Below are 16,965 nucleotides of genomic sequence, written 5' to 3'. Positions count from 1 at the left end.
CGTCCTCCGATTCTAGAAACACGTTAATGACGTCGTTTTGCGTAGCTATTTAATTCGAGGCAAGAATGCAACCCAACTCTTCCGATTTCATCAAGCCGCCGGTACCGAGCCCTGAACTGCTTGCACAACTGCTCGAATTCCAGTCGGCTACCTGGCCCCACCAGCTCGGTCGGTTCACCCCTTTCAAGCGGCAGCGCGATGGTGATAACGTAATCTACCGGTCCGTTGCCTGGAACCCATACAACAATTCCCTCCACGTACTGCGAGTCACTTCGGGGACCCCCAAGGATGTCGGCTACTGGGAAACGTGGCATGAGAACGCGAAAGACAAGCCGCTCGACGACATCTATCTGGTCGACGACACTATCATGCCCGTCGAGATGAAAGTGACGCGCGACAAACTGAGACCGAGCGCCGTGAAGGGGATAGATAAGCGCACGCGGATTGTGCAGGCGTTCGCGTATCTGGACCCGGTCGGAAAAGGGAATCCTTCGGATTTCATTTTCAACGACCTGGTGGTGGTGAGCGACGGTGCTCGCTCAGCGGCGCTGAAACGCGTAGTCGCTGCACTTGCTCAGCCGCATGGATTCCAGACCGCTGTCAGAAAGTTGTTCCACAAGTTTGTGCACAACGGCGGCCATCCGAACGCGCTCGCGAAACATACGTTCCGGCAGGGGCATCCCAAAATGTCGCGCGTGGGAATAAACCCGAAAAAGCCGGGGCCAAAATCAGCGAGTGAAGCCCGCATTGCATCAAGGAACAAGGCGCTTGGTACAGACAGTCACGCACGGCGTCATCCCGTCAGGCCGAGCGACGAAATCAAATTTATTCGGACGTTGGAACAACGTTGGGTGCAGTTACGTTGCACCATACGTGAGGCTTATGACGGCATGGTTCTCGTGGACTATCCGAAATGGCCGAAGCGCCTCATTCCTAGTCTTCGGTCGTTCCGTTATCACGCGACGAAGCGGCTCATCCCCAACCTTGACCTCAAGCGCCTGCGGAACGGAAAACGGCTATCAGCGCAGTACAACGACGCCCGCGCCGGTCAGGCCAGCCACCTCACACAAGGACTCATCGAGATTCTCGATGTCGACGGCTTCGTGGCGAAGATTGGCGTAGCTGCTCGAGTTGGCGGCCGGATTGAAAGTGTTCACATGACGGTGATGTTCGCCGTCTCACGCCCGTCCGGGGCAATTCTCGGTTACGAGCTTGCCATCAGGGGGGAGAATGCGGAGGCTTTTCGCCGGTGCATCGCATCCGTCTTTCTGCCTAAGGCCCAGCGTGCGCTGGAACTCGGGCTAACGTCGACCAAAGGGCTACTTCACGGCAACGTCGATGCGATTTTCGTAGACAACGGAGCTGGTGCTTCAGAACAAGTCATCGTAGCTGCTTGCGACGAAATGGGTCTCATGAGGATGCTGCCACCGCCCGGTCGCGGGGACCTCAAGGGCATTGGAGAAGGCGTCAACAGTTTGATGATTCGGATGATGCTCGGCGAAGACAGCGCGTACACCCGAGCGACCGACCACCTATCCAAAGAGATACGGCGACAGAGGGCAAAGAATGCGCCTATCCCCTTGGAGCAGTTTGAACGCCTGCTGCTCAAGGCAATCCAGCACTACAACCTGTTCACGAACAAAAAGCGCTTGAGGTCGTACGAGATGCGAGAGGCCCGCATTGGCGTGACCCCGGCGGCCATCTTCAAATACACCCAGGAGCAACGCCGCGGCGACGCCCGTCGCCAGCTCACACCCCGGGAGGTATTTGAGCGGTTTGTCCCGTGGCAGCCCCGTATATGCCAGCGAGGTCTGGTCAACTTCATGTCGATGCGGTACAGCTCCGATGAACTCGTTGAGCATTTCAATGAGCATGTGCGACAGCTTGGAAAGCGCGAACCTTTACCCGTGCGAGTGAAACGCCTGGACGGACATCCACTCATCCTGCTCTGGCAAAAGTCTGATGGTGCGACGTCTGTGCTGAACCTCGTCGAAGAGGATGCCCGCAGCATTGGCTCGGTAACCTGGAAAGGACTGGAGTTGCTCAACGCTGACGATTCATGGCGCGAGGAAAAGCTCAAGCCTGGCCGCCGAGCGAGTCGCAACCGGGTTACGGCCAGGGTTCATGCGAGTGCCGTCAGAGCGGAGGGCGTTCGCGCCGGAAACGAAATGGGTGGGCTCGAAGGCGTCACCGGGAGAAGCGCAAGGGCGAACGCCGAAGCGAAGCAAAACGCCCGCCGGGGCGTTGCCCAGGCAACGGCTTACGGCATCGCAGATGCTGGGGTTGAAGTTCATGGGACGGAGCCCGCGCAGCTTGCAGCACCCTCTTCAGTCGCCGAGTCGTCCTACTTGCGTCGGCTTGCGCAGCGTCTTTCTGCGCGGAAGTCGAATCCGGATGCACCTGAGCAGCGCTGAAGCGAGTCGGTTATTTTCGGTCGGGCGGCTCAGCTCCGACTCGAACTTCGTAGACTTGGAGCCCTTCATCGGTTCGATGCGGGCTTCGCACCAAGAGAATCAAATGGACGAAGTTAAAGAAGTCTTCTTTGCGCCATCAATCGAGTGGTTCAAAGCGATGGCAAGACAGTTGCGTCTGCATATCAGATGGGATGTCAAACAGTATTACGCGTCACTGAATCTGCTTGCACGGATTTACGGCTTCACTAGTTGGTTCGACTCTCTTGAATATTACGGTGGCGAACACGCATACGAGACCTTCTGGGATTCCGACCTTGACGAAAGGAGTTTCGAAGAGCGCCGATACATGCAGGCTACGGCGTAGATGCAAGCCCTGCAAATCGGCGAAAGTGAGGCCACCAAAGTCCTAGACGACCTCCTCGTGTCTAGCCAGCATGGGGGCACGTCAACTTCGACCAAACGCGACCAAATCCAGGGCTTTGGTTTCGCGCTGCAGGAGATGCTCGACGAACACCTCGAGTCGCCACATGCACTGAATGCGGCGCCTGCGAAGCCGGTTGTAACCTACAAGAAACGACATAGGATGACCCCCGATGTCGTGTGGCCGAGAGGGCGCTAGCGACTGCTTCCCCGTTACCGGCATCCTCATGAGGAGGCGATAACGCTCGCGTGTTCAGCCACACGTCGATGAGTCGTGAGTGCAGCGCCCCCGGATGCTGCACCAAGATTCACCGCTTTGCTCCCATCATGACGGCCTTCAAAACCGATTGCTTCCGGAAACCTGAAAGACCGACGACATAAAAAAATATTGACTCTTCTGCGAGCAAACGTTTGCGTGCGTGAGGCCAGGAGTGGGTTGCGCCAAAGATGTGTCTGTCAACGCATCAACACTATATCTAGTGCCTTGACCATGCATGACATGGCGCATATAGTATGGCTAGCACTTGTGGTGCTAGAGTGCCAATTCGTTGTGAGCCACGGCATTGCGTGGCGGCAGTCCCTAGTTCGTGTCAAAAACTGGCGCGGCCATTCTGGCCCGCGTTATTTGCTCAGGGATAGTGGATGGATAAGGCAAAGCCGCGATTTCAAGTCCTCGCCTTGTCCGGTGGCGGCTATCGGGGATTGTTCACGGCTCGAATCCTGGCGGAAATCGAGCGGCAAATCGAAGCACCTATTGGCTCGCGCTTTGACCTCATTACCGGTACGTCCATCGGTGGCATCTTGGCACTCGCGGTTGCGCTTGAGATTCCGGCGCAAAGGATGGTCGAGCTTTTCCAACAACACGGGGAAGCCATCTTCCGCAAGCGCTTCTCCGTTCGAGGTTTTTCCCGCTCCCAGTACAGTAGCGACGCGCTGTTTCGTTACCTGTCAGGTGACGATGTTTTTGGTCAGCGCGTGATTGGCGAATGCCTGCACCCCGTTATCGTGCCGGCTATCAATTACACGCGCGGCCTGCCGGTCGTCTTCAAGACCCCGCACCACGCAGATTTCAAGACGGACCATCGCCATCGCATAGTGGATGTCGCGATGGCGACCAGTGCGGCGCCCATCGTGTTTCCCCGTTATTTTTTCAACGACTGCCAGTATGTAGACGGCGGGCTCTTTGCAAACGCTCCCGGACTGCTTGGCGTTCACGAGGCCTATAAGTTCTTTGGCGTTTCTCGCGCGGAGAGCGATGTTCGGGTGCTTTCTATCGGAACGATGTCCTCCAAATTCACGGTCAATCCCAAACGGAATCGCTCCGGCGGAACGATGGATTGGGGCGGCTGGTGGCCGGTCAATGCACCGAAACGACTTTTCGGGCTGAGTATTTCTGCACAGGAAGCGATGACGAACAAAATGCTCGAGCATCAGTTTCCCGAAGGCAAGTACGTTCATATCGATGACGTGCTTACGGACGAGCGGGCACAGGCTGTTGCCCTCGATAAGGCCGACGCAGCGGCCCGTGAAGTGCTGCTCGGGTCGGCTGCCGAAGCTGCAAAGGATTTCGTAGGAAGCGCTGCCTTCAAGAATTTTATGGATTACACGGCAGCTTCGCCGGTCTATCACTATGGCCCTCGCGCCAACATTCTTAAGGTGGCGTAATGCTGAAACTTCATCGCTTGTTTTACTCGTCAGTGCAGAGCGGCACTTTTGCCGACAACATTGCCGTTTCCCCTGAGCAACGCCGGTTTCTGGTGTCGTGCAAAAACAAGATTCGTGACCATCTGCGCCCAGCCATCGAGAAGGTCTCCACGACAGTGCTCGGTATGGAGCGACAGGTTACGCCGCGGTTTCGCACTCAAGGGTCCTGGGCCTATGGAACCTGCGTGCATCCCTGCACGTTGCCGCCGCAGGAAATGGATTGGGATTTCGGAATCTACCTCCCTGTTACCGTTTGGGAAGAGAACGGTCCGCCTATCTACATGGCCAAGGCGTACTTCATGCTGGTGGAGCGGCTTCTGAAAGAGCTTTGCGACGACGAGGGTTGGACGCTGGACAAGTCCAAAGGGACTTGTATTCGCGTCAATGTGTCGGCTTGGGCACATATTGACGTCCCGCTCTACGCCGCGTCTGAAGCTGAATTCAAGAAGGTATATGAGGTCCGTGTGGCCGCAGCCATGCGAAAGGCCTTTGCGATGGATTCGGCGGATTTTGCTGAAAGCGCTAATCTGGGCGACTTGGTCGGCCAATCCTGGGATGAGATGGAAGGCATCGTACTGGCGACTCGCTCTGGGGAATGGGTGGCTTCGGACCCGAACGACGTGGCCAAGTGGTTCCTGGACCGGATTGAAGAGCATGGAGTGCAGCTTCAGCGAGTCTGCCGCTTTCTGAAAGCCTGGCGGGATTATCGTTGGGATAAAAAAGGTCCGACTTCCGTATCCATCATGATTGCCGTGGCCCAGAACTTCGAGCCCGTCCCGTCTCGTGACGACTTGGCGCTTGAGCGTGCTGCACTGACACTCGCGAAAGCTCTGTTGACTGACATTCGGGAGCCGGGTATCGACAACGGAGCTGACGATTTCAATCGACTTGACGCGGACGAGCGCCTTGAAGCGTCTCGTCTTGCACAGGAGTTGGCAGATTCGCTGAAGCACGCCCGTGAGCATAGCGTTGCGCAAGCGACCCGAGTCATCATGATTTTGCAAGCCCAACTGGGTGACCGGCTGCCGAATCACCCGGGCTGGATTGACGTCGACTCGTCAGGGGATGACATTCGTCGGGTCCCGGCGGTCACGGTGCCTCCCCCCGTGGTTGGGGCCACGAGCGCAGGCTGACCAGAGGATGCAAAGCAGGTACGGCCGTACTCTGGCCTTGCTGACGCAATATGGGCTGCGGCCGGTCAAAGCGCGCTCTGGTGTTCGCGCTTTCGAGGGGCGCCTTAAGACAGACACCGGGGAAGTTCCAATTCGATTTGAAGTTGAGGACTGGGACTTCTTGCACTACCCGCGTATCACACTGCTCGAGCGGCCAGTTGGCACGCCGCAACTGCTGCAACATGTCGACGCGCTGGGCGGCCTGTGCTACCTAGCCCCGGGCTCCGTTGTGCTCGACCGGTTTCAACCCGACGTGGCTATCCATCAGTGCCTCCACGCCGCCATCGACGTGCTGAACCGTATCGCGCGGGGGCAAGGGCGAGAACAAGATATTGCCAATGAGTTCATCGCGTACTGGACCGTGGGACAGGAGCCGGCGGCTTACCCTGTATTGGTCGACGAGCTCGAGCCCCAAGCCGAATCTGCAATGTATTTCCTGCTGGACCAGACCGGCCAGGGCCGAAGAGCACTGATTGCGCAGGATATCTTTGCCGCACAACGAATTGCCACGGGCGTCGACGCTGAGAGGCTGGTCAAGGGTGCCTTCACGTGTCTTTTGTTCACAAGCGAGAAGCCGCCTGGCGCGTCGGTCGATTGCCTGCCAGCAACCATCAAGCAGTTCTTTACGTGGGTTAAGTTGTGGGACGGTGACCTCGCCAATGCGATTCAGCATCGTCTGGGTTCCGATAAGACGTACCTTTCTCGCGAAGGCTGTGTTCTTGCTATCACGACTCCAGTAGGGCGCCTCGGTGTTGCGTTTTCATTGGACAGGCGGCATCGCATCGGCTACGCCAACACGCCGAAGCACTATCGGCACTACATGCACAACGGTGGTGGGGACGCAGTGGTTTTGCGACTTCGGCTCGACGAAATCGGCCCATCCTATATCCACTCGCGAAACTTGGAATTTCCTAGTCTGGTTGGAAAGCGGCTGACGCTCATAGGCTGTGGAGCGATTGGCGGGTATCTGGCGCAGGCATTGGTACGGCTGGGCGTTGGCACCGGGAAAGGTGGCTTGTTGCGACTCGTCGACGTAGGACAGCTTGAGCCTGACAACTTGGGACGGCACGCTCTGGGATTTCCGTCTCTGTACCAGAACAAGGCCGTTGCTCTTCGCGAGGAACTCATTCGGCAGTTTCCGTATCTGCAGGTCGAGGCACAGTGGGACACGCCTAGATTGAACGACCAGTTTTTTGCGACGGACCTCATCATTGAAGCGACCGGGGAAGAGGCCCTGAGCAGTCTCGTGAATGCCTCGCACATGGCACATCGGCTTGGACCCGTTCTGTACGTGTGGGTAAAGGGGAACGGTGAGTGTGTCCAGGCGCTGTGGTCCGATTCATCGAAGTTCGGCTGTTTTCAGTGTCTGCGTCAGGGAATCGGGTCCAACTATCGTCAGGACCGGTTCCCGGTCCTGACGAATCCGCCTCGAACGAAATTCCGGGGGTGTAGCTCGTTTACTCCCTATGCGGTTTCTGCTCCTATGTCCGCGGCGGCATTAGCTGCCGATATGGTCAGTGATTGGCTGAAGGGTGCAGTCAGCCCAAGATTTCGTACCCGTTATCTGGAAACGGCTGATGCCCAACGCATCAAGAACCAGGATATCGCCCCGACGAACGGATGTCCCGCATGCCAGCAGCTCTGATTCTTCGACACCCGTTCCACGAAGACGCGCGAATTCTGATTGAACCGTTCGTACTGTCGACGTTGATGGGCTTTCGGCAAACGGACCCTACAGCGCCAGAGTCCGGTGGCATCTTGCTGGGCTATCGACGGGGCTTGCATCTTCACGTGTCGATGGTGACGACTCCACAACCAGGTGACACCCAACACCGTTACGGTTTTCGACGACAGGCACATGGGCATCAGAAAATAGCCCTTGACCTCTGGAAAGCCGAGCGCGAGACAATGGACTACCTCGGTGAGTGGCATACCCATCCGGAAGCTGTCCCTACACCGTCGTCAATCGACACCGGGGAATGGCGAAAGATTTGCGCGAAAAAAAGCGAGTCCATGATGTTTCTGATTCTTGGTACTCGCAACGTGCTGTGGGTCGGAGCGGGCCGACGTGGCGAACTGCGTGGGGAAACTGCCGACGTGCCTAGCGAAAGTAGAACAGAATAGCGGACGAATGTTCACCGCAATGGTGAAGCCGCAGGATGTCACCTCAAGGTGGAACATTGACGGCCGGAGAGCGTTCGGGTCATGTGATGGCATGCGCCCTGGTCCGTCGCTGCCTAAGCGTCTAAACGGCATCATCTATCGCGCGCCCATGCTTCAAATCTTCCTCCATGGGCGCAGCTGCTGAAGACATATGCTCGGTCGGCGTCGCTCGCCGCACGGCTCGCGTGGAGTCCTCTTGGCTCGACGGCGGCTTCCTTGGGCTGATGCGTCGTGAAGGCGAAATCCGGGATGCCGTGCGCAAACGAAGGGCGCTAGAAAATGCTCCATCGCCCCGTGAGGCATTAGTTTTGGTTACCGCTTGCCAGGTGCGGCTCAGCGGCCGGAAAGAGCTGCGTAACCAAAACTGAATCGAGGCTTTGTAACCGAAATTAATGCATCTGGGCACAAATACCCAATCGCCCCCGCCCCTCACTCCACCGTCACCGACTTCGCCAAATTCCTGGGCTTATCAATATCCGTCCCCCGCGCCAACGCCGCGTGATAAGCCAGCAATTGCATCGGCACCGTATGCAGAATCGGCGACAGCGGCCCGTAGTACTCGTTGAGCCGAATCACCTCGATCCCTTCGCTCGGCACCAACCCGCAGTCCACATCCGCGAACACAAAAAGCCTGCCATTGCGCGCACTGACTTCATGCATGTTCGACCGAAGCTTCTCGAGCAGCGCATCATTCGGCGCCACCGCGATAACCGGCATCTCATTACTGACCAACGCCAGCGGCCCGTGCTTCAACTCCCCCGCGGGATAAGCCTCCGCGTGGATATACGAAATCTCCTTCATCTTCAGCGCGCCTTCGAGCGCGATCGGATAATGCATCCCGCGTCCGAGAAACAGCATGTTGTCGCGTCGCGCGAGCAACTCCGACCACCCCATGATCTGCGGCTCCAGCGCGAGCACCTTCGACATCGCATCGGGCAGATGCCGCAGCGCACGCAGATGCGCCTTCTCCTCGTCTTCACTCAACCGCCCGCGCACCTGCGCAAGCGCCAGCGTGAGCAGAAACAACGCGACGAGCTGCGTCGTGAACGCCTTCGTCGACGCCACGCCGATCTCGATCCCCGCACGCGTGACGAACTGCAGCGCGCATTCGCGCATCAGCGCACTCGTCGCGACGTTGCAGATCGCAAGCGTATGCATCATCCCGCGCTGCTTCGCGACATGCACGGCGCCGAGCACGTCGGCCGTCTCGCCGCTCTGCGACACCGCGACGACGAGCGTGCGTGAATTCGGCACACTGTCGCGATAACGAAACTCGCTCGCAATCTCGACACTCGCCGGCAGCTTCGCGATGCTCTCGATCCAGTACTTCGCGGTCAGCGCCGCGTGATAACTGCCGCCGCACGCGAGCAGCAACACCGAATCGACGTCGTTGAACACGCGCCACGCGCCGTCGCCGAACAGCTCCGGCATGATCGACGCGACGTCGAGCAGCGTATCGGCCACGGCCTGCGGCTGCTCGAAGATTTCCTTCTGCATGTAGTAGCGATACGACCCAAGATCGGCCGCGCCGCTGTGCGCCGCCACCCGCTGCACCGCGCGCTCGACGCGCTGGCCGGCCGCATCGACGATCCAGTAGCGATGCAGCTGGATATCGGCGACGTCCCCGTTCTCCAGGTACGCGATGCGATCGGTGATGCCCGACAATGCAATCGCATCCGAAGCCAGGAAATTCTCGCCATCGCCGACACCGACGACGAGCGGCATCCCGTCGCGCGCACCGACGATCCGGTGCGGCTCGTCGCGGCACATCACCGCGATCGCGTAGCTGCCGCGCAGTCGTGCAACCGCGCGGCGCACCGCGTCGAACAGGTCGCCGTCGTACAGGTGATCGATCAGGTGCGCGATCGCCTCGCTGTCAGTCTGGCTCGCAAACACGTAGCCATGCGCCTGCAGCTCCGCGCGCAGTTGATCGCAGTTCTCGATGATCCCGTTGTGCGACAGCGCGATGCGCGCGTTGTCGTCGCTCGGCGAGAAGTGCGGATGCGCGTTGAGCGTGACGGGCGCGCCGTGCGTTGCCCAGCGCGTATGCGCGATGCCGGTATAGCCCGATAGTGCTTGCGCGGCGATCTCGCGCTGCAGGTTGGCGACGCGGTCGACGCTGCGCGCGCGTGCCAGCGCTCGGTCGCGATAGACCACGACGCCGCATGAATCGTAGCCGCGGTATTCGAGCCGCTTCAGCCCGTCGACGAGGTTCGGCAGGATGTCCCGCTGGGCAACCGCCCCGACAATTCCACACATATCGCGCTCCGTAAATGTCCTGTCTGGACCCGTGACAGCGATGGTAGAGGCGAGTCTATGGAATTAAATTTCAAAATACATCAATAAATGAAACGAGGCGGCGATCGGCTATAATATTGAAATTAAATTTCACACCCTGACCGGAAGGAGCCGCGGATGGCCGGCATCACGCTCGACGATCTCGACCTGCGCATTCTCGCGATCCTGCAGGACGACGCATCGGTGTCGAACCTGCAACTGGCCGAGCGTGCGCTGTCGTCGCCGCCGACCTGCATGCGCCGCGTGCGGCGGTTGACGGAGGCGGGCGTGATCCGCCGTCAGGTGGCGGTGCTCGATCCGGTCGCGATCGGCACGGCGGTCACGGCGTTGATCGAGATCAGCCTCGACCGGCAGACCGCCGAAGACTACGACGCGTTCGAAGCCTACGTGTGTGCGGAGCCGGCGGTCACGCAGTGCTACCGCGTGTCGCCGGGGCCGGATTTCGTGGTGATTGCCGATCTGGCCGACGTCGCCGAATACGACGCGTTCGCGCGGCGGCTGTTCACCGGCGCCTCGAACGTGCGCAACGTGCGGACGTTCTTCTCGACGCATCGCGCGAAGTTCGAGGCGAACGCGCGGGTCGCGCATGCGATGCGCAAGCGCGCATAGCGTGAGGCGAACGCGTCATTCGTCTTACGTCACACCGTTGCGCCCGCATCGGCCAGTTGCAGCGGCTTCCCGTATCCGAAGCAATGCGCGGGCTCCGGAAACATGCGGTGCCGCACGTCATGCGCGTACTGACGGATCGCGTCGCGCATCACCGCATTCGCGTCCGCGTAACGCTTCACGAAGCGCGGCGTGTACGCATCGAACGCGCCGATCATGTCCTCGGTCACGAGCACTTGCCCGTCGCACGCGGGCGATGCGCCGATGCCGATCGTCGGGATCGTCAGCGTTCCGGTCAGGTGGCGCGCGAGCGCCTCGGCAGTGCCTTCGATCACGACGCTGAACGCGCCGGCCCGTTCGGCCGCACACGCGGCGTCGAACACCTGCGCGGCCGAAAGCGGGTCCATCCCCTGCGCGCGAAAGCCGCCCGTCGCGTTGGCCTGCTGCGGCATGAGGCCGACATGCGCCATCACCGGAATGCCGCGCTCGGTCAGGAAGCGGATCGTATCGGTCATCTCGCAGCCGCCTTCGAGCTTCACGGCCTGCGCGCCGGTTTCGGCGAGCAGCCGCGCGGCGGAGCGGTACGCCTGCGCGGGCGATTCCTGGAACGTGGAGAACGGCAGGTCGACGACGACGCACGCCTGCGCGGCGCCGCGCACGACGGCCGCGCCGTGTGCAATCATCATGTCGAGCGTGACGCGCAGCGTATCGGGCATCCCGTACAGCACCATGCCGACGGAGTCGCCGACGATGATCACGTCGGCCACGTCGTCGACGAGTTTTGCCATTGGCGCGGAATACGCGGTCAGCGACACGAGGCTGCCGATCCCTTTGGTCGAGCGGATCGCGGTGACGGTCTTGCGGGTGATGCGGGTATGAGCGCTCATGAACGGAAGCCGTGTGAAAGAAGAGCCGCCACGGTAGCATCGCGCTCGTTCGTGCAATGACCTTCGGAGGACGTCTTATGTTGCTGGCAGGACAACCCGGCGACCCATACGCAGTGCCGCCGATGGCGCGCCTGCCGAGGCCGCTATACGTGCGCGCCTTCGGGATTCCCGGCAACGTGAGCGTCGATGCGCACAGTCATCCATGGGCCCAGCTAATGTATGCGACGAGCGGCGTGCTCGAGGTGTCGACGCCGGCGGGCCGGCAACTGCTGCCGCCGCACTATGCGATGTGGATTCCGCCGCACGTGCCGCATGCGGTATCGACGCGCGATTGCGTCGCGTTCCACAGCCTGTATCTCGATGCGGCGATCGCACGGAGCGACGTGAACGACGATTGCACGATCCTCTGCATGACGCCGCTGCTGCGCGAGCTGGTGATCGCGACTCGCGAATTGCCGGTGAATTACGACGAGACGGGGCCGGACGGTGCGCTCGTGTGCGTGATCGCGGACCGGATCGCCCGCATGCAGCCCGCGCCGCTCACGGTGCCGCTGCCGCGCGATCCGCGCCTGCTGAAAATCGCGCGCGCATTGCATGCGGCGCCGGGCGATACGCGCAGTCTCGACGAATGGGGCCATCAGGTCGGCGCGACGCGGCGCACGCTGTCGCGGCTGTTCCGGCAGGATACGGGGCTGTCGTTCACCGAATGGCGGCAGGCCGTGCGGCTGCTCGCGTCGCTGCCGCTGCTCGACGCGGGCGAGCCGATCGGCACGGTGGCCGCGCGACTGGGTTACGACTCGACGTCGTCGTTCATCGCGCTGTTCCAGGCGAAATTCCGCGTGACGCCGGGCGCGTATGCGAAGCGTGAAGCGCGTCGGCCCGTGTTGAGCGCGTGACGCGCGGCATGCGTCAGAACCCGAGCGACTGCTGCACCGGATGACGCTCGCCGCGCGCGAACCCAGCGCCTTCGAGCGACAACAACGCGCGTTTCCGTTCAATCCCGCCCGCATAACCGGTCAGGCTGCCCGACGCGCCGATCACGCGATGGCACGGCACCATGATCGACACCGGATTGCGGCCGACCGCGCCGCCGACGGCACGCGCGGCACTCATCGGCAGCCCGACGCGTTCGGTGATGTCGCCGTACGACACGAGCTCGCCGAACGGAATCGCGAGCAGTTCCTTCCACACGTTGCGCTGAAACGCGGTGCCGCGCAGATGAATCGGCACCGAGAAGGTTTCGCGCGTGCCGGTGAAATAGTCGGCGACTTCGTCGGCGACCTTGCGCGCGAGCGGCGACGCGTTGCGTGCATCCGCCTCCGGCGCGATTGCCAGCGACGGATAGTATTTCTGGCCGACGAAGAACAGGCCCGTCAGCGCATCGTCCTCGATACGAATGGCGATATCGCCCAGCGGGCTCGGAATCAGATGAGCGAGAGTCATCGCGAAAGTTCTCCTATGACTGTCCGGCCGGCGGCATCACAAACAGCCGCTCATCCCACACGACGGGTTGCGGCTCGTTCACGACGATTCGCGCGGCGTCGGGATGCGCGGGATTCACCAGCACGTTGGACTCCGCTCGGACGACAACGGAAGGCACGACCAGGAGCGCGGTGCGGGATTCGGTCAGCCATGCGTCACCGAACCGACGCGCCTCCTGCAGTGCAGCCGCATTCCATCCAACCGGCAAGGTTTCCGCCGTATGGCGTTCAACGGGAACATCGTCGGGAACCGTTGCTTCGACCCATCCGTGCGTCTTCGGCACCTTGCCGATGCGCGCGTGCACGAGCACCTCGAGCATCGCGCCCGCGAAGGTCGACGCCGCATAGATGACCGGGCGGCCCGGACTATTGAAGCGGCCGCCGACCAGCATCGCGCCGGTACCGCTCCAGATCGCGTGTCGCGTGTCGGCAATGCGGAACAGCTTCATGCCGGCAGCCCATAGAACAGCTTCCAGAGCAGCTCTTCGACCCGGCGCGCACCGAGCTCGGTCAGCGCGACATCGAGCGGCGCGCGCCCCTCGAGTTCCGGATGCGGCGTCGACAGGAATTCCCGCGCGTCCTCTTCGTCATTCCAGACGTAGATGGTCGTCGCAACGATCCGGGCCAGACGCTCGGTCTTCTCCGATTCGTCTGGCGTCAGTCGATCGCGGCGGCGCTTATAGGTCGCCTCGGGAATGATGCGGGCGAGGAGTGCGCGCCGGGCGTCGGCACCTTGCGTCGCATGTTCGACGCCGGCGCGCAGCGCAGACTTCGGCAGGCCGTCGCGCACAAGCGCCTCGAGTTGGGCCAGCGTATGCGGAACGGGGTGCAGATCCATGACCGCGGCCACCGCTTCAGGGGTAACGAGTGACATGGCGACTCCCGATAAGGTATCAAATGATACTTGATTGTAGGCCATATGATACCGCGCGCGATATGCGCCTGCGACGACTGTAAACCATCGTCGCCGCCGATTCTGGCCGAAATCGGACCTGTGTCTCGGCGCACGGGTTCGAGTCATGCCCCCGTTTTACCCGCAGGAAAATTCCGGAAAAACGGTTAATGCCAATCTGCGAAACAGTCGTCTCTTTTTGCGCGGCCAATTTCGAGATGACTCATCGAAATCCCCGACTGACACGGCACCGGCCCACGCCCTATGCTTTGAAAAACGTTTTCCACGACTCGACGGGCAATCGGCCGCGCCACGAAAGGGCGGGGCCGCCGCCCGTCCCGGCGCCCGTCGCCGGTCACGGACAGGCAACAACTTGCGGCGCGACGGGCGCGGCCGCGCATCGGAGACACTCATGCAATCTGCCGTCGTCGGCGCGGTGCGCGCCGCCGCCAGCCGCTACCGCTGGACCGTCTGTGCGCTGCTGTTCTTCGCGACCGTCATCAACTACATGGATCGCCAGATCCTCGGCCTGCTCGCGCCGATGCTCCAGCACGACATCGGCTGGAGCCAGGTGCAGTACGGCCGCATCGTGATGGCGTTTTCCGCGTTCTACGCGATCGGCCTGCTGTGCTTCGGTCGCATCGTCGACTGGCTCGGCACGCGCATCTCGTATGCGGTCGCGATGCTGGTGTGGAGCATCGCGGCGATGATGCACGCGATGGTCGGCTCGGTGATGGGCTTCGCGGCGGTGCGTGCGTTGCTCGGGATCGGCGAGGGCGGCAACTTCCCGGCCGCGATCAAGACCACGGCCGAATGGTTTCCGCGTCGCGAACGCGCGCTCGCCACCGGCATCTTCAACTCGGGCGCGAACATCGGTGCGGTGTTCGCGCCCGCGATCATCCCGGCGATCGCGGTGGCCTACGGGTGGCGCGCGGCGTTCGTGATCGTCGGCGCGATCGGCATCGTGTGGCTCGCGGTGTGGCTGGTGCTGTATCGCAAGGCCGACACGCGCGCACTCGCCGACGCCTACGACGAGCCGCGCGACGAAGCCGAAGCGCTCGACGCGGCGAACGTGAACGCCGGTGCGCCGCGCTGGGGCGAACTGATCCGCAAGCGCGAGACGTGGGCGTTCCTGATCGGCAAGTTCCTGACCGACCCGGTATGGTGGTTCTATCTGTTCTGGCTGCCGAAGTGGCTCAACGAGTCGCGCGGGATGGACATGCAGCATATCGGCCTGCCGCTCGTATGCATCTATGCGCTGACGACGATCGGCAGCATCGGCGGCGGCTGGTTGTCGTCGGCGTTGCTGCGCGCGGGCTGGAGCGTGAACGGCGCGCGCAAGACGGCGATGCTGATCTGCGCATGCTGCGTGCTGCCGATCGCGTTCGTGTCGCAGGTGCAGAACCTGTGGATCGCGGTGCTGATCGTCGGCCTCGCCGCGGCCGCGCACCAGGGCTGGTCGGCGAACCTGTTCACGACGGCGTCCGACCTGTTCCCGCGCCGTGCGGTCGCGTCGGTGGTCGGCATCGGCGGGATGGCCGGCTCGATCGGCGGCGTGCTGTTCTCGGAAGTGATCGGCCAGGTGCTGCAACGCACGGGCCACTACTGGGTGCTGTTCGCGATCGGCGCGCTGGCCTACCTGCTCGCGCTGGCGGTCATGCACATGCTCACGCCGAAGATGAAGCCCGCGAAGCTCGACGCGTGATGACGTGATTGCGTATTGGCAAACGAACGCGCCGCCCGGAGGCGGCGCGTTTTCATGTGCGGGGCGAGGAAGCGCCGGGTATCGCAGCGGGCGCGTGCGTCAGCCGACCGCTGCCGTCGATGCGCGCATGATCAGCCGCGGCTCGAACGTCGAATAGCTTGCGTCGGTGCGCCCGGCAAGCGCGTCGATCAGCTTCTGCATCGCGAGCTCGCCCATGTTCTCGCTCTGGATGTCGATGGTGGTCAACGCGGGCGCCGCGTACTCGCCGTACGGCACGTTGTCGACGCCGGCGACCGACACGTCCTGCGGCAGCCGGAACCCGAGCGACGCGGCTTCCTTCATGAAGCCGAGCGCGATCAGGTCGTTGTAGCAGATCACGGCCTGCGGACGCTGCGGCCCGAGCATCACGCGCGAGCATGCGCGCTCGCCGGCCTCGGCGGTCGGCGCATGCGCATCGTGCACGTCGAGCGTGAGGCCTGCCTCGGCGAGACAGTCGCGCGCGCCCTGGATCCGTTCGTCGTTCACGCGCGCCGGCCCGAAGCCGAGGTACGCGATGTGCGTATGGCCGAGATTGAGCAGGTGACGCGCGAGCATGTAGGTGGCGAGCCGGTTGTCGATGCCGACGCTCGGAATCGGCAGGCCGGGGCTGCGCCGCAGCAGCACGAGCGGCTTGTGCAGGTCGAGCATCCAGCCGGCTTCCTCGTCGGGCATCCGCGTGCTGACGATCAGCCCGTCGACGCGCTGCGCGAGCGCCTCGATCAGCGAGCGTTCGCGCGCCTGATTCTCTTCGGTATCGACGAGCAGCAGCGTGTAGTCATGCTGGAGCGCGACGCGGTTCGCGCCTTTGACGACGTTCGTGAAATACGGGTTGCTGATGTCGAGGATCACGACGCCGATGGTGCGCGTGCGTCCGGTGATCATCGAGCGCGCGAGCGGGTTCGAACGATAGCCGAGCCGCTCGATCGATTCCTTGAGGCGCGCCTCGACGGCCGGCGAAAAGCGCTGCGTGCCGTTCACGTACTTGGATACCGTCGCGACCGACACGCCGGCTTCCGCCGCCACGTCGCGGATCGTCGGGGAAACTTTTTTCATGAAGAGGGTAACGTTTTCGTTCCGTTGCCCCGGATTGTGGCAGAAAAAGCCGGCGCCCGGCCACCGCCCGATATCGGGAAAATGCGGATGGCTGCGGGCGGGTCCAAGCATTGACGGTCGGCTTTTGTCCC

At 61.8% G+C, this 16,965-nt stretch carries 15 protein-coding genes; 9 read left to right on the top strand and 6 right to left on the bottom strand.

The window, feature by feature from the left end; all coding sequences use genetic code 11:
* Nucleotides 1–65: 65 nt before the first annotated feature.
* The 6 genes from ABIC50_RS09360 (at nt 66) to ABIC50_RS09335 (ending at nt 7,834) form a co-directional block, all read left to right on the top strand.
* Entirely contained in the window at nt 66–2,414 is a 2,349-nt protein-coding gene (locus tag ABIC50_RS09360) for a TnsB C-terminal domain-containing protein (RefSeq protein ID WP_354163346.1), read from the top strand.
* A gap of 103 nt (nt 2,415–2,517) precedes the next feature.
* A complete protein-coding gene (locus ABIC50_RS09355) occupies nt 2,518–2,778 on the top strand; it encodes a hypothetical protein (RefSeq protein WP_354163345.1) in 261 nt (86 codons plus the stop codon).
* Nucleotides 2,779–3,476: 698 nt separating this feature from the next.
* On the top strand, nt 3,477–4,499 hold the full coding sequence (locus ABIC50_RS09350) for a CBASS cGAMP-activated phospholipase (RefSeq protein WP_354163343.1): 1,023 nt from the start codon (nt 3,477–3,479) through the stop codon (nt 4,497–4,499).
* The gene (locus tag ABIC50_RS09345; protein ID WP_354163342.1) at nt 4,499–5,671 is read left to right on the top strand and encodes a CBASS cGAMP synthase; all 1,173 of its coding nucleotides are present in this window, start codon (nt 4,499–4,501) and stop codon (nt 5,669–5,671) included. Before ABIC50_RS09350 ends, ABIC50_RS09345 begins: the two co-directional genes overlap by 1 nt.
* A 7-nt stretch (nt 5,672–5,678) precedes the next feature.
* Nucleotides 5,679–7,355 carry a ThiF family adenylyltransferase gene (locus tag ABIC50_RS09340; protein ID WP_354163341.1) on the top strand — a complete coding sequence of 559 codons (1,677 nt, stop codon included), beginning with the start codon at nt 5,679–5,681 and terminating at the stop codon, nt 7,353–7,355.
* Complete coding sequence (locus ABIC50_RS09335; RefSeq protein WP_124613845.1) at nt 7,340–7,834, top strand: Mov34/MPN/PAD-1 family protein; 495 nt, start codon at nt 7,340–7,342, stop codon at nt 7,832–7,834. Before ABIC50_RS09340 ends, ABIC50_RS09335 begins: the two co-directional genes overlap by 16 nt.
* A gap of 468 nt (nt 7,835–8,302) precedes the next feature.
* Here ABIC50_RS09335 and glmS read toward each other — a convergent pair whose 3' ends face one another.
* Nucleotides 8,303–10,132 (bottom strand): glutamine--fructose-6-phosphate transaminase (isomerizing), encoded by a 1,830-nt coding sequence (gene glmS / locus ABIC50_RS09330; protein ID WP_354163339.1) that lies wholly within the window; start codon nt 10,130–10,132, stop codon nt 8,303–8,305.
* Nucleotides 10,133–10,288: 156 nt separating this feature from the next.
* Between glmS and ABIC50_RS09325 the strand changes: the two genes are divergently transcribed.
* The gene (locus ABIC50_RS09325) at nt 10,289–10,780 is read left to right on the top strand and encodes an Lrp/AsnC family transcriptional regulator (protein WP_138849935.1); all 492 of its coding nucleotides are present in this window, start codon (nt 10,289–10,291) and stop codon (nt 10,778–10,780) included.
* A 29-nt stretch (nt 10,781–10,809) separates the two neighbouring features.
* On the opposite strand, the gene panB is transcribed toward ABIC50_RS09325, so the two are convergent.
* On the bottom strand, nt 10,810–11,664 hold the full coding sequence (gene panB, locus ABIC50_RS09320) for a 3-methyl-2-oxobutanoate hydroxymethyltransferase (RefSeq protein ID WP_354163337.1): 855 nt from the start codon (nt 11,662–11,664) through the stop codon (nt 10,810–10,812).
* Nucleotides 11,665–11,741: 77 nt separating this feature from the next.
* On the opposite strand from panB, the gene ABIC50_RS09315 reads away from it, so the two are divergent.
* Nucleotides 11,742–12,560, top strand: coding sequence for an AraC family transcriptional regulator (locus ABIC50_RS09315; RefSeq protein ID WP_175673592.1), 819 nt, complete (start codon nt 11,742–11,744; stop codon nt 12,558–12,560).
* A gap of 13 nt (nt 12,561–12,573) precedes the next feature.
* Here ABIC50_RS09315 and ABIC50_RS09310 read toward each other — a convergent pair whose 3' ends face one another.
* The 3 genes from ABIC50_RS09310 to ABIC50_RS09300 are packed head-to-tail and all read right to left on the bottom strand — an operon-like array spanning nt 12,574 to nt 14,019.
* Entirely contained in the window at nt 12,574–13,107 is a 534-nt protein-coding gene (locus ABIC50_RS09310) for a methylated-DNA--[protein]-cysteine S-methyltransferase (RefSeq protein WP_354163335.1), read from the bottom strand.
* A gap of 13 nt (nt 13,108–13,120) precedes the next feature.
* Nucleotides 13,121–13,594: an RES family NAD+ phosphorylase gene (locus tag ABIC50_RS09305; RefSeq protein WP_175748128.1), complete on the bottom strand. Its 474-nt coding sequence runs from the start codon at nt 13,592–13,594 to the stop codon at nt 13,121–13,123.
* Entirely contained in the window at nt 13,591–14,019 is a 429-nt protein-coding gene (locus ABIC50_RS09300; protein ID WP_354163333.1) for an Xre family toxin-antitoxin system antitoxin, read from the bottom strand. The genes ABIC50_RS09305 and ABIC50_RS09300 overlap by 4 nt, the downstream gene beginning before the upstream one ends.
* A 430-nt stretch (nt 14,020–14,449) precedes the next feature.
* On the opposite strand from ABIC50_RS09300, the gene ABIC50_RS09295 reads away from it, so the two are divergent.
* A complete protein-coding gene (locus tag ABIC50_RS09295) occupies nt 14,450–15,742 on the top strand; it encodes an MFS transporter (RefSeq protein WP_175666078.1) in 1,293 nt (430 codons plus the stop codon).
* A gap of 99 nt (nt 15,743–15,841) precedes the next feature.
* Here the strand turns inward: ABIC50_RS09295 and ABIC50_RS09290 are convergent, their stop codons facing one another.
* Entirely contained in the window at nt 15,842–16,945 is a 1,104-nt protein-coding gene (locus ABIC50_RS09290) for a LacI family DNA-binding transcriptional regulator (RefSeq protein WP_354163332.1), read from the bottom strand.
* Between the last annotated feature and the right edge of the window lie 20 nt (nt 16,946–16,965).

It is taken from the genome of Burkholderia sp. 567, from assembly GCF_040545115.1.
In the GTDB taxonomy this organism is placed as follows: Bacteria; Pseudomonadota; Gammaproteobacteria; order Burkholderiales; family Burkholderiaceae; genus Burkholderia; species Burkholderia ambifaria.
The sequence above is the reverse complement of the archived record's forward strand: the minus strand, read 5'-3'. Positions and strand labels throughout refer to the sequence as shown.